This window comes from Geothrix edaphica (assembly GCF_030268045.1).
Classification (GTDB): domain Bacteria; phylum Acidobacteriota; class Holophagae; order Holophagales; family Holophagaceae; genus Geothrix; species Geothrix edaphica.
This window is the reverse complement of sequence record NZ_BSDC01000001.1, coordinates 1,635,708-1,655,978: the sequence shown is the minus strand read 5'-3', so window position 1 is coordinate 1,655,978 and position 20,271 is coordinate 1,635,708. Positions and strand designations below refer to the sequence as shown.

General features: G+C 69.9%; 23 protein-coding genes and 1 tRNA gene. 8 read left to right on the top strand and 16 right to left on the bottom strand.

The features are described 5' to 3' along the window. Positions 1–31: 31 nt before the first annotated feature. Positions 32–1,003 (bottom strand): electron transfer flavoprotein subunit alpha/FixB family protein, encoded by a 972-nt coding sequence (locus QSJ30_RS07530; RefSeq protein WP_285607973.1) that lies wholly within the window; start codon positions 1,001–1,003, stop codon positions 32–34. Positions 1,004–1,048: 45 nt separating this feature from the next. Beyond that, positions 1,049–1,798, bottom strand: a complete 750-nt coding sequence (locus tag QSJ30_RS07525) for an electron transfer flavoprotein subunit beta/FixA family protein (protein ID WP_285607971.1) — start codon at positions 1,796–1,798, stop codon at positions 1,049–1,051. Between the two features lie 187 nt (positions 1,799–1,985). Here QSJ30_RS07525 and QSJ30_RS07520 point away from each other — a divergent pair, with 187 nt between their 5' ends. Further along, positions 1,986–3,116: a UDP-N-acetylglucosamine--N-acetylmuramyl-(pentapeptide) pyrophosphoryl-undecaprenol N-acetylglucosamine transferase gene (locus tag QSJ30_RS07520; RefSeq protein WP_285607969.1), complete on the top strand. Its 1,131-nt coding sequence runs from the start codon at positions 1,986–1,988 to the stop codon at positions 3,114–3,116. Here the strand turns inward: QSJ30_RS07520 and tatC are convergent. The 4 genes from tatC to QSJ30_RS07500 form a co-directional block, all read right to left on the bottom strand. Next, entirely contained in the window at positions 3,062–3,832 is a 771-nt protein-coding gene (gene tatC / locus QSJ30_RS07515; RefSeq protein ID WP_285607968.1) for a twin-arginine translocase subunit TatC, read from the bottom strand. The two genes, QSJ30_RS07520 and tatC, sit on opposite strands and share 55 nt — an antisense overlap. 64 nt (positions 3,833–3,896) lie before the next feature. Beyond that, positions 3,897–4,091, bottom strand: coding sequence for a twin-arginine translocase TatA/TatE family subunit (tatA, locus tag QSJ30_RS07510; protein WP_285607966.1), 195 nt, complete (start codon positions 4,089–4,091; stop codon positions 3,897–3,899). Between the two features lie 31 nt (positions 4,092–4,122). Next, positions 4,123–4,470 (bottom strand): AtuA-related protein, encoded by a 348-nt coding sequence (locus QSJ30_RS07505; protein ID WP_285607964.1) that lies wholly within the window; start codon positions 4,468–4,470, stop codon positions 4,123–4,125. Continuing rightward, a complete protein-coding gene (locus tag QSJ30_RS07500) occupies positions 4,467–5,822 on the bottom strand; it encodes a UDP-glucose dehydrogenase family protein (RefSeq protein WP_285607963.1) in 1,356 nt (451 codons plus the stop codon). Before QSJ30_RS07500 ends, QSJ30_RS07505 begins: the two co-directional genes overlap by 4 nt. 70 nt (positions 5,823–5,892) lie before the next feature. Here QSJ30_RS07500 and QSJ30_RS07495 point away from each other — a divergent pair, with 70 nt between their 5' ends. The 7 genes from QSJ30_RS07495 to QSJ30_RS07465 are packed head-to-tail and all read left to right on the top strand — an operon-like array spanning position 5,893 to position 12,662. Continuing rightward, positions 5,893–6,588, top strand: coding sequence for a MotA/TolQ/ExbB proton channel family protein (locus tag QSJ30_RS07495; RefSeq protein WP_285607961.1), 696 nt, complete (start codon positions 5,893–5,895; stop codon positions 6,586–6,588). Beyond that, entirely contained in the window at positions 6,585–7,403 is an 819-nt protein-coding gene (locus QSJ30_RS07490; protein ID WP_285608048.1) for a DUF3473 domain-containing protein, read from the top strand. Before QSJ30_RS07495 ends, QSJ30_RS07490 begins: the two co-directional genes overlap by 4 nt. After that, the gene (gene yaaA / locus QSJ30_RS07485; RefSeq protein ID WP_285607959.1) at positions 7,400–8,122 is read left to right on the top strand and encodes a peroxide stress protein YaaA; all 723 of its coding nucleotides are present in this window, start codon (positions 7,400–7,402) and stop codon (positions 8,120–8,122) included. Before QSJ30_RS07490 ends, yaaA begins: the two co-directional genes overlap by 4 nt. Further along, complete coding sequence (locus tag QSJ30_RS07480; protein ID WP_285607958.1) at positions 8,119–8,907, top strand: DUF309 domain-containing protein; 789 nt, start codon at positions 8,119–8,121, stop codon at positions 8,905–8,907. Before yaaA ends, QSJ30_RS07480 begins: the two co-directional genes overlap by 4 nt. Then, a complete protein-coding gene (nadB, locus tag QSJ30_RS07475; protein WP_285607956.1) occupies positions 8,904–10,478 on the top strand; it encodes an L-aspartate oxidase in 1,575 nt (524 codons plus the stop codon). Before QSJ30_RS07480 ends, nadB begins: the two co-directional genes overlap by 4 nt. 25 nt (positions 10,479–10,503) lie before the next feature. Then, complete coding sequence (locus QSJ30_RS07470; protein ID WP_285607955.1) at positions 10,504–11,904, top strand: L-serine ammonia-lyase; 1,401 nt, start codon at positions 10,504–10,506, stop codon at positions 11,902–11,904. Then, entirely contained in the window at positions 11,904–12,662 is a 759-nt protein-coding gene (locus QSJ30_RS07465; protein ID WP_285607953.1) for an SHOCT domain-containing protein, read from the top strand. Before QSJ30_RS07470 ends, QSJ30_RS07465 begins: the two co-directional genes overlap by 1 nt. Here QSJ30_RS07465 and QSJ30_RS07460 read toward each other — a convergent pair. The 10 genes from QSJ30_RS07460 to QSJ30_RS07415 form a co-directional block, all read right to left on the bottom strand. Next, positions 12,655–13,257, bottom strand: coding sequence for an L-threonylcarbamoyladenylate synthase (locus QSJ30_RS07460; RefSeq protein ID WP_285607951.1), 603 nt, complete (start codon positions 13,255–13,257; stop codon positions 12,655–12,657). The genes QSJ30_RS07465 and QSJ30_RS07460 overlap by 8 nt on opposite strands. Beyond that, positions 13,254–13,928 carry an NUDIX domain-containing protein gene (locus QSJ30_RS07455; protein WP_285607949.1) on the bottom strand — a complete coding sequence of 225 codons (675 nt, stop codon included), beginning with the start codon at positions 13,926–13,928 and terminating at the stop codon, positions 13,254–13,256. Before QSJ30_RS07455 ends, QSJ30_RS07460 begins: the two co-directional genes overlap by 4 nt. A 58-nt stretch (positions 13,929–13,986) precedes the next feature. Further along, the gene (gene rpsO, locus QSJ30_RS07450) at positions 13,987–14,256 is read right to left on the bottom strand and encodes a 30S ribosomal protein S15 (protein ID WP_243293268.1); all 270 of its coding nucleotides are present in this window, start codon (positions 14,254–14,256) and stop codon (positions 13,987–13,989) included. Between the two features lie 133 nt (positions 14,257–14,389). Then, positions 14,390–14,475, bottom strand: a tRNA-Leu gene (locus QSJ30_RS07445). 86 nt (positions 14,476–14,561) lie between these two features. After that, on the bottom strand, positions 14,562–15,020 hold the full coding sequence (locus tag QSJ30_RS07440) for a type II secretion system protein (RefSeq protein ID WP_285607945.1): 459 nt from the start codon (positions 15,018–15,020) through the stop codon (positions 14,562–14,564). Then, positions 15,017–17,308, bottom strand: a complete 2,292-nt coding sequence (locus QSJ30_RS07435) for a secretin N-terminal domain-containing protein (protein ID WP_285607944.1) — start codon at positions 17,306–17,308, stop codon at positions 15,017–15,019. The genes QSJ30_RS07440 and QSJ30_RS07435 overlap by 4 nt, the downstream gene beginning before the upstream one ends. 17 nt (positions 17,309–17,325) lie before the next feature. Further along, complete coding sequence (locus tag QSJ30_RS07430; protein WP_285607943.1) at positions 17,326–17,973, bottom strand: hypothetical protein; 648 nt, start codon at positions 17,971–17,973, stop codon at positions 17,326–17,328. Beyond that, positions 17,970–18,548, bottom strand: coding sequence for a hypothetical protein (locus QSJ30_RS07425; protein ID WP_285607942.1), 579 nt, complete (start codon positions 18,546–18,548; stop codon positions 17,970–17,972). Before QSJ30_RS07425 ends, QSJ30_RS07430 begins: the two co-directional genes overlap by 4 nt. Then, positions 18,545–19,381, bottom strand: coding sequence for a PilN domain-containing protein (locus QSJ30_RS07420; RefSeq protein ID WP_285607941.1), 837 nt, complete (start codon positions 19,379–19,381; stop codon positions 18,545–18,547). The genes QSJ30_RS07425 and QSJ30_RS07420 overlap by 4 nt, the downstream gene beginning before the upstream one ends. After that, positions 19,381–20,112, bottom strand: a complete 732-nt coding sequence (locus QSJ30_RS07415; RefSeq protein ID WP_285607940.1) for a hypothetical protein — start codon at positions 20,110–20,112, stop codon at positions 19,381–19,383. The genes QSJ30_RS07420 and QSJ30_RS07415 overlap by 1 nt, the downstream gene beginning before the upstream one ends. Positions 20,113–20,271: the final 159 nt, after the last annotated feature.

Sequence of the window (20,271 nt, the reverse complement as noted above, 5' to 3'; positions counted from 1 at the left end):
CGGGCGATTTTGCAGGTGGGAACGGCGCGGACTAGTTCTTGCCGATGCCCATGGCCTTGGCGGCCTTGGTCAGTTCTGGAACCACTTCGAACAGGTCGCCGACAATGCCGTAGTTCGCCAGCTTGAAGATCGGCGCTTCGGGATCCTTGTTGATGGCGACGATGTACTTCGAGCCGCTCATGCCGGCGATGTGCTGGATGGCGCCGCTGATGCCGCAGGCGATGTAGAGGGTGGGGCTCACGACCTTGCCGGTCTGGCCCACCTGCATGCTGTGGGGCAGGCCCCAGCCCGCGTCCACGGCCGCCCGGGAGGCGCCCACGACGCCGCCGATGGCATCCGCCAGCTCTTCGAGGATCTTGAAGTTGGCGCCGTCCTTCATGCCGCGGCCGCCGCTCACGATGACGTTGGCTTCGCTGAGGTCCACCTTGCCGCCAGCCTTGGCGAGGATCTCCTTCACCACGGACTTGAAGTCCCCGGCCGGAGCGGCGAGAACCTCCACGGCGCCAGCGCCGGCCTTCTCGGCGGCGGGGAACACGTTGGGGCGGGTGGTGGCCGTCTGCACGGCGCTGGAGAAGGTGGTGGTGGCGAAGGCCTTGCCGGCGTAGACGGGGCGCACGGCCTGCAGCTTGCCGTCCACCATGGCGAGGCCGGTGACGTCGGAGGCGTAGCCGGCGCCCAGGCGCGCGGCGGCGCGGGGGAGCACGTCCTTGCCCACGGCGGTGGCCGCGGCCAGCAGCACCGTGGCGCCCTTGGCCTTCACCGCGTCGGCGAGGAGGGTCGCGAAGGCGTCGCTGGAGTAGGAGGCCAGGGTGGGGGCCTCGGCGGTCAGGATCACGTCGGCGCCGAACTTGGCGGCTTCGGCGGCGCCGGCGCAGGAGGCGCCTGCGAAGAGCGCGCCGACCTTCTTGCCGGAGGCGTCGGCCAGGCGACGGCCCTCGCTGAGGGCTTCGGTGCTGGGCTTGCGGATCTGGCCGTCCTTCAGTTCACAGAACACGAGAATCATGGATGTCGTCCTTTCGAATCGGGTCAGTCAGCGGAAGAGGACCGGTCAGAAGACCTTGGCTTCATCCTTGAGGGCCTGGAGCAGGGCCTGGGCCTGGGCGGAGGCGTCGCCATCCAGGAGGCGTCCGGCCGGGCGCTCCGGGGGCAGGGCGAGGGCGCTCACCTGGGCGCCCGCGGTCACGGCCGAGGCGTCCAGCTCTTCGATGGTCTTCTTCTTGGCGGCCATGATCCCCTTGAGGCTGGCGTAGCGGGGCTCGTTGAGGCCCTTCTGGGCGGTGATCACGGCGGGCAGGGCGCCTTCGACGACCTCGGAGCCGGCCTCGATCTCGCGCTCGGCCTTGAACGTGCCCTCACCGAGTTCCAGCTTCACCACGACGTTGGCCTGCGCCACGCCGAGCAGCTCCGCCAGCATGGGACCCATGGCGGCGTTGTCGCCGCCCAGTCCCTTGTTGCCGCAGAGGATCAGGTCGAAGCCCTTGTCCTTGGCGTAGGCGGCGATCATCTGGGCCACGGCGAAGGCGTCGCCCTGGCCGTCACCCTTGAGGAGCACGGCGGTGTCGGCGCCCAGGGCCAGGGCATTCTTCAGCACATCCTTGGCGGTGTCGCCGCCGACGGAGAGGGCGACCACTTCGGCGCCCTTGCCCTCCTTGATGCGGATGGCCTCTTCCAGCGCGTACTCGTCGTAGGGGCTGGTGATCCACTTGACGTCCGCGGGATCGAGGGACTTCCCGTCCGCGGCGACTTTGATCTTGGTCTCAGTATCGGGGACCTGTTTGAGGGCGACGAGGATCTTCATGGGCGCTCCCTGATGCGTCATGGACTGGCCGGTGGGGACCGGCGGAAAAATGGATTCTAGCGCGGCGTGACCTTCCACTTTACCGGCCTTTGAGGATCTTTGTGCCTGGAATCACGTGTCTGTCTCCAGGTAAGTTGCGCTTGCCTTTGGGTAGGAACAAGGCGCCTTCCGGTATGGTGGTCGGATCATGAGCGACACCACCCCGACCTTCGCTGGAGCCCTCGTCCTCACCGGTGGGGGGACGGGCGGCCATTTCTTCCCGGCCATGGCCCTGGCGGAGGGTGCCCACCGCCGCTGGCCCGACCGCGCCATCGCGTTCGTGGGGGCGCGCCGCGGCATCGAGGCCCGGGAGCTGCCGGCCAGCCCCTGGCCCCATCTGCTGCTGGATGTGGAAGGCTTCCTGGGCCGCTCCCCCCTGCGGGCGGCGAAGTCCGCCTGGAAGCTCTGGCGCGCCACGGCCCACCTGAAGGCGCTGTGGCGCCGGGAGCGGCCCTGGGCCGTGATCGGCACCGGCGGCTACGGCGCGGCCCCGGCGCTGCTCGCGGCGCGGGCCCTGGGCATCCCCTTCTTCCTGCACGAGAGCAATGCGGCCCCGGGCGCCCTGGTGAAGCTGGTCGCCCCGAGGGCCCGGCGCGTCTGGTGTGGCCTCGAGGCGGTGTGCCCGCTGCTGCCCCGCGCCGACTGCCGGGTGGTCGGGACACCGGTGCGGGACGCCTTCCTGCGGGCGTTCCGGCCCGCGGCGTCCCTGGTGCCGCCCCTCCGGCTGCTGGTGCTGGGCGGCAGCGGCGGTGCCCGGGCACTCAATGAAGCGCTGCTGGAGGTCGCTGGACCATTGCTGGAAGCGGCCCCGGAGTGGGAGATCCTCCACCAGGCCGGGCCTGCGGAGTTCGAGCGCCTGAAGGACCGCCCCCGCCATGTCCGCCATGCCCTGGTCCCCTTCATCACCCGCATGGACGAGGCCATGGAGTCCACCAGCCTCGTCCTGAGCCGATCCGGGGCCAGCACCTGCGCCGAGCTGAAGGCCGCGGGCCGGGCGGCGATCCTGGTACCCCTGCCCACCAGCGCCAACGACCACCAGCGCAGGAACGCCCTCGCCCTGGTGGGGGAAGGGCGGGCCACGGTCGTCGAGCAGGGCGGCGAATTTCCCGCGCGTCTTCAGGGCGCCCTGCGGACGCTCATGGCGGACGGCGACGCCCGGCGGGCGCTGGGCGGTCCACCGGAGCCCAACCGGGCCGTGGCTCTCTGCCTGGACGACCTGGCGGACTACCTCGGCGTGCGTGGTTCCGCCAGCCAGGCGACCACCACGGAGATGAAGTAGAGGCCCAGCAGCACGATGCTGAAGAAGATGGTGGTCACCACCACGTCGCCCGGCGTGAAGAAGGCGCTGAAGATCAGGATGGCCATGGTGGCGTGGCGCCAGTACTTCAGCATGAGCCGCGCGGTCACGATGCGGAACTTGGCCAGGAAGAAGAACAGGACCGGCAGCTCGAACATCACGCCGGTGATGAGCGTGGTGGAGATGAACAGATCCAGGTAATCCGACGCATGCAGGTTCGCCCGCAGCCCCGCGGAGGCGGCCTCCTGGAAGAGGATGTCGCCCAGGAACTTGAAGGCCTGCTTGTAGGCGAAGGCCGCGCCGGCGAGGAAACAGCCCGAGGTCACGAAGACGAAGGGGATGACCAGGCGGCGTTCCTTGGGCAGCAGGCCGGGCCGGATGAAGGCCCAGAGCTGGTAGAAGAGGAAGGGGGCGCAGAGCACCGCCGCGGACCACAGCGAGAGCCGCATCATGCTGAAGAAGGGCTCGGTGAGGTCCGTGAAGGCGAAGGGATCGAGAGCCGAGACGGCCTTGCCGGTCTGGCGCGACATGGCCTCCAGGAAGGGCTTCTGGGCCCAGGCCCAGAGCTTGAACCGGAAGGCGTAGGTGACGGCGAAGCCCACGGCCACGATGGCGAGCGAGCGCACGATGCGCACTCGCAGCTCCTGCAGGTGCTCCCAGAAGCTCATCTTGTCGGGCGGCGTGACCGGAAGGGCCATGGTCCTCAAGCGGGAAAAAGGGCCGGCCTCCGGAAAGAGGCCGGCCGGTGAAGGGCTTGCGGGCCTACTTCTTGTCCTTGTCGGCGGGCGGGGCGACGACGTCTTCCTTCACGGAATCCGTCAGCTCGCGGCTGGCCTTCTTGAACTCCTGGATGCCCTTGCCCAGGCTCTTGCCCAGCTCGGGCAGGCGGGAGGGGCCGAAGAAGATCAGCAGCGCGATGCCGATCAGCAGGATTTCCATCATTCCGAGATTGCCCATGTCCGTGCTCCTTGGCGGGTGCGAGTGCCCTTCAGGGTTTGAGGTCTGCCAGCGCCAGGCCGGCCGGAAGGTCGAGTTCCATTCTAAGCAGGGCTTGCCCGTGGGTCTTGCCCTGGGCGTCGGTTTTCACACTCTCGCTGCCGCCCCCGCCGAGGGAATCATGCAGGATGAAGTTGATGGCCTTGAGGTTAGGAACTTCGAAACGTTCAACACTACCTTTGCATATGGTTGAAAAGTGATGTTTGACACGCTCCGCGGTCAATTCCTGCTGGAGGAACCGGTAGCCGGCCTCCGTGTAGGCGATCAGCCCCACGTTGGAGCCGTCCCCCTTGTCCCCGCTGCGGGCGTGGGCGATGTCCTCAAGGCGGATCCGGGTCATTTCGCCTCCACGGCACGACGGCCCAGGGAGTGGTAGCTCCAGCCCCCGGCCTCCATGGCCTCCGGGCGGAAGAGGTTGCGGCCGTCGAACAAGCGGCGGGTCTTGAGGGCCTTGGCGACGGCTTCCAGATCCGCCTCGCGGTACTGGGGCCACTCCGTGGCGATGAGCAGGGCATCGGCGCCCTCGCAGGCCGCGAGGGGCGTCTCGGCGTAGCGGACCTTGTCGCCGATCTTGGCCTTCACGGCCCCCATGGCGGCGAAGTCGTGGACCACCACCTCTGCGCCCAGGTTCACCAGGCCGTCGATGAGCTCCAGGGCCATGCTCTCCCGGATGTCGTCGGTGTTGGCCTTGAAGGCCAGGCCCCAGAGGGCGAAGCGCCGGTCCTTCAGGGGGGCGGGCACGCCGGCCTTCACGCCGAAGTGCTCCTTCACCTTGCGCAGGAGCACCTGCTTCTGGTGGCGGTTGGCCTCCACGGTGGTGGCCAGGGTCATCATGGGCTGGCCATACTCCCGGCCCACCTTCAGCAGGGCCTGCAGGTCTTTGGGGAAGCAGGAGCCGCCGAAGCCCGGCCCGGGATTCAGGAAGGCGGGGCCGATGCGGTGGTCCGCCCCGATGGCGGTCTTCACGTGGTCCACGTCGGCCCCCACGCATTCCGCCAGGTTGGCGATCTCGTTGATGAAGCTGATGCGCAGGGCCAGCATGGCATTGGCGGCGTATTTGGTGAGCTCCGCGCTGGGGGGGTCCATGCGGAACCACTTGCCGCCGCTGCGGTCCAGGAAGGGCTGGTAGAGGCCCTTCATCACGGCCTCGGCGTGGTCCGTGCGGCAGCCCACCACGACGCGGTCGGGTTCCAGGAAGTCGCCGATGGCCGAACCCTCCCGGAGGAACTCGGGGTTGCTCACGACCTCGAAGGTGCGATCGGTGTGGGCCGCGATCTCGGCGTGGACGCGGGCCGCTGTGCCCACGGGCACCGTGCTCTTGTCCACCACGATGAGCGGCTTGGCCTCCTTGGCGCGCAGGGCCATGGCCTTGCCGATCTGACCGGCCACGGCCAGCACGTACTTCATGTCCGCGCTGCCATCCTCGCTCTGGGGCGTGCCCACGCAGATGAAGGCGGCATCCGCGTCGGCGATGCCCGCCTGGAGGTCGGTGGTGAAGCGCAGGGCGCCCGTGGCCAGGTGCTTCGCGAGGAGGTCGTCCAGGCCCGGTTCGAAGATGGGGGATTCGCCCCGGGTGAGGGTGGCCACCTTGGCGGCATCCACGTCCACGCCCAGGATGTGGTGCCCGGCCTCGGCGAAGCAGGCCGCAGCCACCAGCCCCACGTATCCCGAACCAATGACCAGCACCTGCATGGCGTCCTCGCGCAAAGCACACAGTGTAGCCGCATCCCCGCTTGCTATCATTTCTCCGGACGGAGGCAGCATGGCGATCCTGGCGGCACCCACGGGCAATGAGGTCAACCTGCTGGAGGTGATGCTCCATGCAGGTCCCGTCTCCAAGTCGGTGCTGGCGATCCTGGCCACCTTCTCCCTCCTGAGCTGGGTCGTGATCATCCGGAAGGCGCTGCTCTACCACCGCAGCCGGGAGGTGTCCGAGCGGTTCCGCGGCGCCTTCAAGCGCGCCACGGACTGGCGGGACCTCAAGCAGCAGGTGGAGCGGTTCGCCCTGAGTCCGCTCGTGGGGCTTTTCGTAGCCGGCTACGGCGAGGTCACCTACCAGCTGCGCCAGGTGGGCCCGGACGGGAAGCCCCAGCTGCGCAGCATGGAGGCCGTGGAGCGCAGCCTCCAGCGGGCCAGTGTGGTGGAGATGGGGCGGCTCGAGCGGTCCCTGGGCGGCCTGGCCACGGTGGCGGCCGTGAGCCCCTTCATCGGCCTCTTCGGCACCGTGTGGGGCATCATCGACGCCTTCCGCGGCATCGGCGCCACGGGCAACGCCAACCTGGCCACGGTGGCGCCGGGCATCTCCGAGGCCCTGGTGGCCACGGCCATCGGCCTGGTGGCGGCCATCCCCGCCCTCATGGCCTACAACTTCTTCCAGGGCCAGCTGAAGCAGTTCCAGACCGAGCTCGACGACTTCTCCCTGGAGTTCATCAGCCTCTCCGAGCGGAACTTCACCTGAGCAGCCTGCGCCTTCCCCTCTCCCTGGATTGGGAGGACTGGTTCCAGCTCTGCTGCCCGCCCTTTGACCAGCCCGAGGCCCTGGATCGCTTCGAGTGCCGGCTGCCGCTGGCCACGGAGCGGTCGCTGGCCTTCTGCGCCGAGCTCGGCGCCACGGCCACCTGGTTCTGCCTGGGCGACCAGGCCCGGCGCCATCCCGGCTTGCTGCGGCGCGTGGCGGCGCAGGGTCACGCCATCGGCCTCCATGGGCTCACGCACCGCCGGGCCTTCGAGATGGATCGGACCACCTGGCGGGGCGCGGTGCGCGATGGCAAGGCCCTGCTGGAGGACCTCACGGGTTCTCCTGTGCTGGGCTACCGGGCCCCGGAGTGGAGCCTGCGCGGCCCGGCGGCAGACTGGTGGCAGGATCTGCCCGAGCTTGGGTTCCGCTACGACTCCAGCCGCGTGCCCCTGGCCGTCATCGGGGACCCGGCGGCACCCCGGCGTCCCTATCGATTGACCGAGGGCCTGTGGGAGCTGCCTCCGCCGGTGCTCTGGTCCGGGCCGGTCCGCATGCCCCTCTGGGGCTGGGGGCCGAGGGTGCTGCCCTACGCGCTGGTCCGCCGGGCGCTGGAGGAGTTGGCGTCGGAGGACGCCGGCACCCCCCTGGTGCTGCACCCCTGGGAACTGGACGCGGAGCAGCCCCGCCTGGCGGGCATCTCCCTGGGCCACCGCTATACCCACAGCATCGCCCTTCGGGGCTATGAGGGCCGCCTGCGCGAGCTGCTGGGTGGGATCCGCCTCACCACCCTGGATGCCTGGGTGGCGGCGCGATGACCAGCCTGCCGGTCGTCCTGCTCGCGCCTTCGGAGGAGAAGGCCGGCGGGGGCGTGCGGGGCCGCCTGCCGGAGACCCCGGCTCAACACTGGGTGCGCGAGCGCCTGGTGGCTCTGGCGAAGACCGGCTCGCCGGAGGCCCTGAAGAAGGCCTTCGACGTGAAGGAGCTGGCCCTGGACAAGGCCCGCGCAGAGGCCCTGGCGCTGACCCGGCCCGTGCCCCTGCTGCCGGCGCTGTCCCGCTATGCCGGCGTGGCCTTCCAGGCCCTGGACGCGGCTTCGTTGGCACCGGAGGCCTGGGCCCGGGTGTTCATCCTCTCCAACCTCCGGGGCCTCGTGCGCGGGGACGAACCCGTGCCACCCTACAAACTCAAGCTGAGTGCCATCCCGGGGCTGAAGGCCCACTGGCGGAAGGCGTTGCCGGCGCAGCTGGAGGCCCTGCCCGGGGGGCCCGTGTGGGAGCTGCTGCCTGGCGAGGCCGCCGACCTGCTGAAGGGCTGGGGGCGGCCCCGGCACACCGTGGAGATCTTCGACGCCCACGGCAGGGCCATCAGCCACTTCTCGAAGAAGTACCGGGGCCTGGTGGCCCGGTGGATCCTGCTCCACGGGCAGGGCGATCCCCGGAAGGTGCTGAAGGGGCGGGTCCCCGGCTGCCAGTGGCTCGGGGTGGACGAGAACGACCGGGGCGGCCTGGTCCTCCGGTTGCGGGTGGAACCATGAGCGACGACTGCAACCTGACCCCCTTCTGGCAGCGCCAGCCCCAGCTCCCGCTGCAGATCCAGCGCTTCTTCCAGGCCCGGATGGAGGCGGCCCTGGGGGACCCGGAGGCCCGCCAGGTCCTGGTCTGGCCCACGATCCTCGGGGCACCGGGGCTGCGGAAGGCCCATCCCGAGGGCATTCCCGAAGCCCCGCTGCGGGACCACGCCGCCCGGATGCTGAGCGCCCTCGGGCACCACGATCCGGCCGCGGCCTGGCAGGCCCACCTCGCCGCCTGGCCCGACACGGCGGAGACGGGAGCCACCGGCTGGCGCCCCGCTGCCGCATGGGGGGCCTGGGGCCCCCTGGTGAGCCTGCGCTGTGGCTGGCAGCTGGCAGCCCTCACGCCGCTGCCCCTGGGCGCCCGCTATCCGCTGGCCTGCGGCGTCTCCCTCTTCAACCACGGCCTCTACCACGAGTGCCACGACGCGCTCGAGCCCCTCTGGGATGCCGCGGAAGGGTCCCTGAAGAGCCAGCTCCAGGGCCTCATCCTGCTGGCGGGTGGCTACCACCACCTCCAGCAGCACAACCTGCGGGGCATGCTGGCCCTGTGGGAGGAGAGCCTGGGCCGCCTGGAGGACTGCGGCGGACGCCTCGCCACGCCCTGGGGCGAGGTGCGGGCCGAGCTCGCGCTGGACCTGACGGCCCGGCGGCTGGACCATGGGAAGCGCATGACGGACGACGCGGACGATGATGCGGTGATTGGGCCCTTGTGGGCCCTGGACCGCCCCACCTGGGAGCTGGCATGAAGGACATGGCCGATCTGCTGGTGCTGGGCGCGGGAATCGCCGGGTGCTCCGCGGCCCTGCGGGCGGCGGAGCAGGGCGTCACGGTGGTGCTGGTGGCCAAGGACGAGCTGGGCGGCAGCAACACGGCCTGGGCCCAGGGCGGCATCATCGGCCAGCCCCCGCCGGAGGAGGGCGATTCCCCCGATCTGCTGGCCGCGGACATCGAAGCGGCGGGCGCCGGCCTCTGCCGGCCCGAAGCGGTGCGCCAGCTGGCGGAGGAGGGGCCCAAGCTCTGCCGGAGCTTCCTCTGGGAGCGCCTGGGCGTGCCCTTCGACCTGGGGGCCAACGGAACGCCCGATCCCACGGCCGAGGCGGCCCACAGCGCCCGGCGCATCTACCACGCCAAGGATGCCACTGGCCTGGCCATCCAGACGGCCCTCAGCGAAGCGGTGCGGAAGCACCCCAACATCCGCGTGCGGGAGGGGCTCTGCCTGGTGGACCTCATCACCAGTCCCCACCACTGCATCAGCCCGGTGCGGGTCTACGAGCCCATCCGCGTCCACGGCGCCTTCCTCTTCGACCCCGCTACGGGTGGGGTGGAAGGGCTCCTGGCCCGCCGGACGCTGCTGGCCACCGGCGGGTTGGGCTACCTCTACCTGCACACCACGAACCCCTCCGGGGCGACAGGAGACGGCCTGGCGGCGGCCTACCGGGCCAGCGCCCGCATCGTGAACTGCGAGTACCTCCAGTTCCATCCCACGACCCTCTACGTCCCCGGCAAGCCCCGGACCCTGCTGACCGAGGCGCTGCGGGGCGAGGGCGCCCAGCTGCTGAACCGGAAGGGCGAGCGGTTCATGGCGAAGTACGCGCCGGATCAGCTGGAACTGGCACCCCGCGACGTGGTGAGCCGGGCCATCTTCCAGGAGATGGCGGTCAGCGGTGAGCCTTGCGCCTACCTGGACCTGGCCCCAGTGGCGGCGAAGCTGGACCTCGACGAACACTTCCCCACGGTCATGGCCGCGTGCCACGCCGAGGGCATCGATCCCCACCGGCAGCCCATTCCCGTGGTGCCCGCCGCCCACTACTTCTGCGGCGGCGTGCTCGTGGACCTCGAAGGCCGCACCAGCCTGCCGGGGCTCTTCGCGGCAGGCGAGGTGGCCTGTACCGGACTCCACGGCGCCAACCGCCTGGCCTCCACGAGCCTCCTGGAGGGCCTGGTCTGGGGCTTCCACGGCGCCGATGCTGCGGTGCGGGAGCTGCGGGAGACGGTGGATCCGGATCCCGGTGACCTGGCCTCCTGGCGCATGCCGGAGGAGCCGGTGGAGACCGACCCCCTGCTCATCGACCAGGACTGGCGCCTCATCCGGAGCACCCTCTGGAACTATGCGGGCATCGTCCGCAGCAGCGCCCGCCTGGAGCGGGCCAAGGCGGACCTGCACTACCTGGCCCACCGCATCGAGCGGTTCTACCACGAGGCGCCCCTGAGCCGGGAGCTGCTCGAGCTGCGCAGCGGCATCCTCTGCGCGCGGCTGATCCTCAATGCCGCCCTCCAGAATCCCGAAAGCCGGGGCTGCCATTACCGGGTGGATTGATCGCATCCTGCGGGACAATGGGGGCATGGTGCTGTCCGTCTTCGACCTCTTCCGCATCGGTATCGGGCCCAGCTCCTCGCACACCGTGGGGCCCATGCGCGCGGCCCGAAGCTTCGCGTTCGCGCTGGAGGCCGCGGGCCTGCTGGAGGCGACCGCCGCGGTGAGGGCCGAGCTGTTCGGCAGCCTGGGCGCTACGGGGAAGGGCCACGGCAGCGACAAGGCGGTGATCCTGGGCCTGCTCGGGGAGACGCCGGAAGGCGTGGATGTGGAGGCCGTGGAGGGCCGGTTGGCCCAGATCCGGGGTTCGGAGCGCCTGCGGCTTCTCGGCCGACGGGAGGTCGTCTTCCGCGAGGCCGACCACCTGCTCATGCTCCGGAAGAGCCTGCCCTTCCATCCCAACGGCCTCCGTTTCACGGCCCTCGATGCAGCCGGTGGGACGCTGCGGACCCAGGTCTACTACTCCGTGGGCGGCGGGTTCGTGGTCGAGGAGGGCGTTCCTGTCCAGGCGGCCGCGGGACCCGAGCCGCCTCATCCCTTCCACACGGGCAACGAGCTGCTGGCGCGTTGCCGCGAGTCGGGGCTCAGCGTCAGCCGACTCATGCTGGAGAACGAGCGGACCTGGCGTTCTGAGGCGGAGATCCGATCGGGCCTCCTGGAGATCTGGGGGGTGATGCAGGCCTGCGTGCGGCGGGGCTGCGCGACGGAAGGCCTGCTGCCCGGGGGGCTGAAGGTGATGCGCCGCGCCCCCTCGCTGTTCCGCCGGCTGACGGAGACTCCGGAGACGGGGTTGAAGGATCCCCTCACGGCCCTCGATTTCGTGAGCCTCTACGCCCTGGCGGTGAACGAGGAGAACGCCGCCGGGGGACGGGTGGTGACGGCCCCCACCAATGGCGCGGCGGGTATCATCCCCGCCGTGATGCACTATTACCGCCGCTTTGTGCCCGGGGCCACGGACGAGGGTGTGGAGCGCTTCCTGCTCACGGCCGGGGCCATCGGCGCCCTCTACAAAGAGAACGCCTCCATCAGTGGCGCCGAGGTGGGCTGCCAGGGCGAGGTGGGCGTGGCGTGCTCCATGGCGGCCGGGGCCCTGGCCGAGGTGCTGGGCGGCACGCCGGGCCAGGTGGAGAACGCCGCGGAGATCGGCATGGAGCACAACCTGGGCCTCACCTGCGATCCCATCGGCGGCCTGGTGCAGGTGCCCTGCATCGAGCGCAACGCCATGGCCAGCGTGAAGGCCATCAACGCCGCGCGCATGGCACTCTATGGGGATGGCCACCATTTCGTGAGCCTGGACAAGGTCATCAAGACCATGCGGGATACCGGCGCAGACATGAAGAGCAAGTACAAGGAGACCGCCCGGGGCGGCCTTGCCGTGAACGTGCTCGAGCTGCCGCTGGACTTCACCGTGAACCTGCCGGAGTGCTGATGCGACCACCTGCCGCCCTGCTGTTGCTGCTCCCCGCTCTCCTCTCGGCCCAGGCCGGGGGCCTGGACGCAGGGCGGCTCGATCCGGCCTGGTTCGGCCCCGGCGCCGCCTTCCAGCCATCGAAGACCCTGGGTTTCCAGTGGGTGAAGCCAGGCCTGGACCTGCGGGGCCGGACGATCCAGCTCATGGCCTGGGAGGCTCCCGCCTGGCTGCTGGGCAGGCGGGCCTCGCAGGACCAGGTCTTCCTGCAGCGGGTGGAGGGTTCCCTGCCGAAGGGGCTGGAACGGGGCCTCCGCCGTGGGCTGAAGGGGAGCCTTCCCGTGTCCTCCACCCACGGGGATGTCCGCCTCATCGCGCGCGTGGTGGATGCGGAGGGCCAGGCCGACAGCTACCTGGCCGTCGGCCGGTCCACCCTGTCCTTCGACCTCAAGCTCGTGGACGGGGCTACCGGTGAGCTGCTCGGCGCCTTCCACGACACCCTCGAGAGCCCGGGCGCAGACTATCTCCCCAGCCGCTTCGAGCGCTGGTGTCAGGAGCTGGGGCGGCTGCTCGCGGCCTCCGTGGCTCCGGCCGTGAAGCCCTCCCTGGTGGCGCCTGCGCTGCCGCCGCCCGCCGCCGCGCCCCCTGAGGCCCCGCTCTTCGACCTGGAGGGCGCCCTGCGCCGCCTCGAGGAACTCAAGCGCGACGGTCTCATCAGCGAAGCGGAATACCAGGCGCTGCGGAAGAAGGCGGTCGAGAAGGCCGGAACCCCTAGATAGGCCAGGCTCCCGCGCCCTCCCGCAGGAGGACGGGCTCCTCGCCGCTGAGGTCCAGGATGGTGCTGGGAGTACCCAGGGGCTGGCCGCAGTCCACCACCAGATCCAGGGCGTGACCCTGCTCTTCTTCGATCTCCCAGGCAGTGTTCAGCACCGGCTGGTCCGGCAGGGCGGCGCTGGTGGTGATGATGGGCTCGCCGAGCAGGGTCACCAGCGCATGGCAGAACGACTGGTCCGGGATGCGGAGGCCCACCACCTGCTTGTTCTGGAGGTAGCGCGGCACCTCGCGGCTGGCGGGCAGGAGGACCGTGTAGGGGCCCGGCAGCAGCTGCTTGAGGATGCGGAAGGTCGGCGTGTCCAGGTGGCGGGTGTAGCGGCAGAGCATCTCCATGTCCGAGCACAGGATCGACATGGGCTTCTTCGGATCGCGCCCCTTGATCTGGTGGATGCGGTCCACCGCCTTTTTGCGGGAGACGAGGCAGCCCAGCCCGAAGAGGGTGTCCGTGGGGTAGGCGATGACGCCATCCCGCCGCAGCAACTCCCCGATGCGCTCAAGATGGCGCAGCTGGGGCGTGTCGGGATGCAGCGTGAGGATCATGGCCCGTCCAGCTCGCGCCAGCGCGCCCGGCCCGCGGAGGGGTGGTCCTGGGGGCGCTGGAAGAACCGTTCCGCCAGGGCCGGGTCCAGGGCCGCGGCCACGCCGCTCCTGCCTCCCTGGAGGGCCAGCAGGGCCACCACCGTGAGGCTGTCGGTGATCTCGCCGGCCAGCACCCGGCGGAGGCAATCCTGGAAGGGCTCGCGATGGAGCAGCAGCTCTTCGTCGTCCTCGGCCTGGTGGCCGTCGAAGGGGCTGAGCCCCGTGGCGAGGAAGAGGAAGGCCTCTTCCTCGGTGGACGAATTGCTGGTGTGGAAGAAGGCGAGGGGTTCCCAGACCTGCGCGGCCAGGCCGGCCTCCTCCGCCAGCTCCCGGCGCATGGCCTCGAAGGGGCTCTCGGAGATGTCGCCGCCCCCCTCGGGGATCTCCCAGGAGTAGGCCTCCAGGGGGTAGCGCCACTGGCCCACGAGCACCACGCGGTCCTGGTCGTCCAGGGCCAGCACGCCGCAGGCGGTGCGGTGGAAGCCGCAGACGGCATAGCGGCCCTCGGCGCCCCGGCGGTGGCGGAACCGGTCCTCGCGGATGCGGATCCACGGCGAGTCGTACACGAACCGCCGATCGAGGACGGTGTAGGGATCCGGATGCTCAGGCCGGGGCAGGGGTTTCAGGTCCATTTTTTTAACATAACAAAATGCCCGCTTTCGCGGGCATTTTGCGGGGACGAAGGGCGGTCTATCGACGCAGGCCCAGGCGCTCGATCAGCGTGGCGTAGCGCTCCTTGCTCTTCTTCTTGAGGTAGTCGAGCAGGCGGCGGCGCTGGCCGACCATGATCATGAGACCGCGGCGGCTGTGGTAGTCCTTGGTGTGGGTCTTGAAGTGCTCGGTCAGGTCGTTGATGCGCTTGGTCAGGATCGCGACCTGGACCTCGGGCGAACCCGTATCCGACTCGTGCTGCTTGTAGTCGTCGATGATGATCTTCTTCTGTTCCACATTCAGGGCCATGTCGGCTCCTTTTCGGGGGATCGCCCGTCACCCGTTCCTCAGTCCCGTACCGAGGATGGGTCGAACTTGGAGGAGGCCAAGTGCCTTTTGATTTTCAACGACCATTTTCTTGCCGGCAACGCCGGCGAGAAAATGGTGCGGATAGAGGGACTCGAACCCCCACGTCTTGTGAACACTAGTACCTGAAACTAGCGCGTCTACCAATTCCGCCATATCCGCTTGAAAGAACATGCCGGGTCCCGCGGGTTCCGGATGTGCCGAACTCCAAGCCTAGCGCGGGTTGCAGATTGAAGCAACAGGGATTCTCACCACTCGCGGTAGGGGATGCCGTTCATGCCCCGGCCCGGGGAGAGGCTGTAGACATCGTAGACGTGGCCACCCCCCCAGCTGGTGCTGTTGGCGTCGTCGCTGGAGCTCCGGAGGCCCCACTCGGCCTTGCCGGTGAGAGGGTCCACCGGGATCCGGCGGAGGAAGCGCACCTTGCGGCTGATGGACCCGGCGGCGGGCACACCCTCCACCAGGACCTCGAGGCTTTCGGGATAGAAGTTCGCTTCCGCAGGCGGGGCCTTGATCTTCTGCTGCTCGGCCTGCTTCTTATAGTCGTCGATGGCCTGGCGCATCTCGCGGAGGTCCCGGCGCAGTTCCAGCTCCTGCTGGCGCTTGAGGCCGTTGCGGGCGAGGGGCACCGTCACGGAGGCGAGGATCAGCAGCACGGTGGCCGTGACCACCAGTTCGAGCAGGGTGAATCCGCTCTGGCGGCTCACTGCACCGTCACGAGGGCGTTGGACCAGCGCCCGGAGATCGGGTTGGTGCCGGCCAGGAACTGTCCGCTCTGGATGAGCACGGGCGCGTTGCCGGCGGTGAGGCCCGTCAGGTCGAGGGTGGCCAGGAGGCCGCTGTCCACCTCGGCGCTGTTGCGCTTGAAGACGAGCTTCAGCGTGCCGTCCTTCCCGGGGAACTGCTCCAGGTTGCCGCCTTCGGTGGTGATGAAATCACCGGGCGTCACGGAGCCGAGCTTGAGGCCGGCGGGGAGGCGGAGCTCCACCGTGCCCGAGCTGAGTCCCTTGCCTCCGCTGACGGTGAGGCTGATCTGGACCCGCTCGCCGACCTTGATTTCCGAGGCCACGGGGGTCATGAAGATCACCAGGTCCGAGGCCGCGGGGGGGCGCTGGTCATCGGCGGGCCCTTCAGGCTTCTTCTCCTGGATGGCGTCCGAGGGGGCGGGGACGGGGGGGACCGGGGCCGCGGGTGTGGGCCCAGGCGTGGCTGCCGGTGCGGTCGGGGCCGGCTGCTGCGCGGCAGCGGCGGACCCGGGGGCGGGCGCCTTCGCGGCCTTGGGGGTGAACTGCCCGGATTGCGAGGCGGCCTCGTCGGGGTTGAAGGGGGCCCAGTCCTGCTCGGTAAGCACGGGCTTCCGCACCAGGACGGCCCGGATGGTGAGGATGACGTCGGTCTTGGCCTTGCTGTTGCGGGTGTTCCCGGTCAGCCGCCCGATGAGGGGGATGTCGGCGAGGCCCCAGATGCCCTGGAGGCTCTTCTGCTCCTCGTCCTTCAGCAGGCCGCCGAAGATGGCCGTCTCGCCGTCGCGCAGGCGGGCGGAGGTGATGATCTCCCGCTTCCCGAGGTCGGGCCGGCCCGGCGTGGAGCCGGACTTCAGGGTGGTGACGAGGCTGTTGATCTTGAGGGTGATCTCGCCGTTGTGGTGGACGCGTGGCTCCACCTTGATCTTCACGCCCACATCCTCGTAGGAGAACGAGGTCTGGCCCACGCCACCCAGGAGCGAGGAGGCGGAGGCGGTGCCGGTCGTGCCCGTGGTGGGCAGGGACAGCTGGCTCTGCGTGGTGGAGATCTTCTCGCCGATGTTCACTTCGCCGGTCTCGCCGGAGAGCACGCGGACATTGGGGCTGGCCACCAGGCGGGCGTCGCCGTTGCCCTTGAGGAAGTCCAGGGCGAGGTTGGGGAAGAGCACGCGGATGTCGGCCGTGTGGATCTTGGTGAAGCCCGAGTTCGTGTTCAGGCCCGACGTGTTGTTCACCGTGGTGGCCCCCATGCGGAAGGTGCCGGAGGTGTCGGAGGCGTTGATCACCGGGAGCAGGCCCACCTGCTCGAGGCTGTTCTCCGTGACCTCCATCAGTTCCATGTAGACCATGACCTCGGCCTTGGCCTTGTCGAGGCTGCGGATCACCTGGTCCACCACGGCCAGCTCCAGGGGCTTGGCCTTCACGATGATGGCGTTGATGCGCTTGTCCGTGAACACCCGCAGCTGGGGATTGAGGGTGGTGAGGGTGGAGCGCAGTTCCGTGGGGTCGGCGTTGGACAGGTAGTAGGTCTTGAGGAGCTGGTTCTCGTACAGGTCGCGGTTCTGGGGGGTGGCCTTGAAGACCATGATGGTGTTCTTGTCGATGACCTTGTAGAACAGGTCGTTCTGCAGCATCAGGGTGTCCAGGATGCGCTGGAAGGGCAGCCCCCGCAGATCGATGGAGATGGTCTGATCCTGGAAGGACGAGTGCGCGATGATGTTCACCCCGGAAGCCCGGCTCAGAGTGGCGAAGATCTCGCGCAGGCTGGTGCGGCGGCTGAAGTTGAGATCCATGCCCTCGATGGACCGCGGGTTCAGCTGGACGGGGTTTACGGTGTCGGCCTTGGCCTTCATCAGCTCAAGGTCATCGGCGGCATCGACCTCGGCCCTGTTCCTGGCGGCCTTCTCTTCCAGTCGGATCAGCCAGTCCTGGGCGATCTGGTTGTCGGGGTCCAGCACCAGGGCCTTCCGGACTTCCATCAGCTCCGTGTCGCTCTTCCCGCGCTGCTCGGCCTGCCGGGCGAGGGAGAGATGCCCCTCGGCGGCCCGCTGGGAGGCGCGCTTGATGCCGATGCGCGCCTTGGTGTTCGACGGATCGCGGCGCAGAACCTCGCGGTAGGAGGCCACGGCGTCGTCGTAGCGGCCCTCGTCGTAGGCCCGGTTGGCCTTGTGCAGGCTGCAGCCAAGGGCCAGGAGCAGGACCGCGGCGACGGCGATGAGGTTGCGGGCGGGGGCGAAGGAGGAGAGCGGCATCGGAGGCATCCTTCGGATCAGAATTGATTGACGGGCGCGCCGCCGGAGGCCTCGCGGACCTCCAGGACCATCCGCAGGTCTGGGTACTTGGTGTTCTGGAATTCGGCGCGGGTCTCGAGGATGGACACGAGCTTCCAGCGCTCCCGGAGGAGGGTCCCCTGGACCAGGGTCACGGGCTCCTCGCCCTTCATGAAGGCGCCGACCAGGCCCGCGGGGTTCCCCTTGAAGAAGCCCAGGTAGCGCAGATCCTGGGGCCTTCCCGCGAATTCCGCGGCCTTCTCCTGGGCCAGGCGCTGGCGCTCCAGCTCCTCCGCCGTCGGGGGCGGCGGCGGCGGGGGCGGCTTGACGGGCTTGGGAGGGGGTGGCGGCGCCTCGAAGAGGAAGAGATCGCGCTTCACCTTGGCGCCTGGCGGCAGCTCTCCGGCGCGGTCCAGGGCGGCCAGATCCGGGAGTTTACGCAGGCCCACCAGCTGGCGTGGATCCAGGCTGGTGCCGCTTCCCGCCGCAGAGGCGCGCTTCGTGCGCGGAGTCTCCGGCGCGAGGAAGGTATAGAGCGCATAGGCCAGGACCAGGGCGAAGGCCAGGAGGGCCGCCTGGGTCCGGCGGTTGCCGCGGAGTTCCTGGAGCATCGCCTGGAAGTCGAAGGCGCGGGTCGGGGTGCTCATGCCTCCTCCTCGCGTTCCGGGCCACCGGCCTTGCGGAAGGCCCGGAGCACGATGTCGAGCCGGGCGCCTTCCGGACTCTCCTCCAGGCGGCCGTCCCGCACGGCGAAGGGCAGGCCGGAGCCCTCGAGCTCGAGCATGAAGGCCTTGTGGCTGGCGTAGACGCCGACGGCCACGAATTCCACATCCACGGCCTCCAGGTCAGAACCGCGGGTGCCTTCCCGGCTGGGCAGGCCGTACTTCACCGTCAGGAGGCGGAGTCCGTGCTTCTTGGCGAGCTCATGCAGAGTCTTGCTGAGGCTCCACTGCAGCTCTCCGGCGGAGCCGCGCGGCAGGCGGGCCTCCAGGTTCTCGAGCGTGTCCCGGCCCCGCCGGATGCGGTCGGCCAGCTGCTGGAGCTCCTGGAGCTGCTGCACCTGCTGGTTCCGGTTGCGCTCGGCCTCCTGCTTGGCCTTCAGCTTCTGGGCCAGCTGCTGGGAGGCATCCGGGAGCAGGAAGAAGGCCACGCCGAGGCCCAGGATCAGGCCCAGGGCGCCCAGCGCCAGGCGGAGACGGCTTGCGCGGAGGGGGCTGCTCATCGGGGGGGCCTCCTCGAATAGCGCGAGCCCCTGGGTGCGCGTACTTCCTCCTCCTCACCGGGGGCGGGGGCGGGACGGGCCTGGGCTCCATCCCTGCCACCGGGGGTCGGGGCCGGGGTCGGGGGGACCGGTGGCGGGAGCGGGCGGGGGGAACTGGAGGCCGGGGCAGGCGCCGGGGCCGGCCGGGGGGCGGCGGGAATGGGCCTGGCCACCGGTGACGCCGTCGGTGCGGGGCCGGTCTTCACGGCCCGCACCTCGAACGGCGGGGGGACGGCGGCGGCGGGCAGGTTCAGCTCGAAGTCCCAGCCGCCGCCCTGGCGCTCGGCTTCGCGCTCCAGGATCACACCGGCGAAGACCGGGGCCGTGCGGAGGGCGTCCACGAAGGCGGCCTCCGCCTCCCGGCTCTGGGCCTCGCCCTTGAGCTTCATCATCACCTGCTGGCCATTGCCGCGGGTCCGCTGGAGCCCCTTCAGCCGCATGCCGGGCGCCATGCACTGCTCGAGCTCCGCGGTGACGCGTGACCAGGGCAGGCTCCGCTCCTGGAGGATGCGCTCGGCCAACTTCCACCGGGCCTGCTCGCGAGTGGCGTCCATGCCCTGGAGCGAACTCTGGATCTGCGCTTCCGAGCGGGCGGCCCGCCGGGTCTCCTCCGTCAGGTTCACGGCATCGCGCCCGGCCCGGCCCGCCTGATGGTAGGCCCGCCAGGTGAGGCCCAGGGCGCCGAGCAGGAAGACCGCGCCCAGGCCGAGGGCGGCCCAGCCGAGGATCCGGTGGTGCTGGCGCCAGAGGCTGGGACGGGGGGCCAGGTTGAGGTGGAGGGCAGGAACGGCCATCAGGGCGTCTCCACCAGCGCGAAGCGGTCATCCAGGATGCGCACCGGAAGGCCCGCCTCCGGCCAGGCCGGAGCGCCCCAGATCGCCAGGCTCTGCGGGGTCCGGGATTCCCGCTGGAGGAAGGCGGCGCTGGGGGTGATGCGCTCCTCGTTCCAGCCCTGGGGATCCAGGGGTTCGGACCACTGGCGGAGCAGGCAGAGGGTCCGGCCCCAGGCCACAAGGGTGCCGGCATAGCGGCCCTGGCCGGCGGGGCTGAGAGACAGGAGCATGCCCGGCAGGTTCAGGTTCGGGGCCAGCAGGTTGTAGAGGTGCAGCCAGCGCGGGGTGAGGGCATGGAGGTTCCGGTCCAGGCGCAGGCCCAGCTGGAGCAGGGTCTCCCGGAGCTCCTCGCGGATGCCGGCGGCGAGCCAGGTTCCGGGCTCGATCTCCAGGGCCTGGACGAAGTGGGGCTCCTCGAGGGCGAGGGATTGCGTAAAGCGCCAGCGGAAGAAGGCCTCCTGGGCTTCGGCGCCCTTGGGAAGCTCCGTGAGGTCCCGCAGCAGGATGGAGGGCGTCCAGAGGTCATCCAGCACCCAGCGCGTGGGTCCCTGGGGCAGGGCGGCCAGGGCCTGGGCCAGCTGATCCTCGGTGGCGGGGCCTGCGAGCGTGCGGCGGTGGGTTCCCGCGTGGAGGCGGTGGGCTTCGAGCCACACCAAAGAGGCCACCGGGGTCTGGAGGAACGGCAGCCTCATGGCATCCACCCTCTGGCGGCCGCCGCCCGGTCTGGGCAGGCCGCCCCCGGCCGGGCATCCATCGCCGGGTCGCACAGGGGGAGGCTGGGGGAATGCACAGGCGACTCCTGGCAGGACAGGGGAAGGAATCGAGTCTACCGGGCCTCCACCGGATTCCCA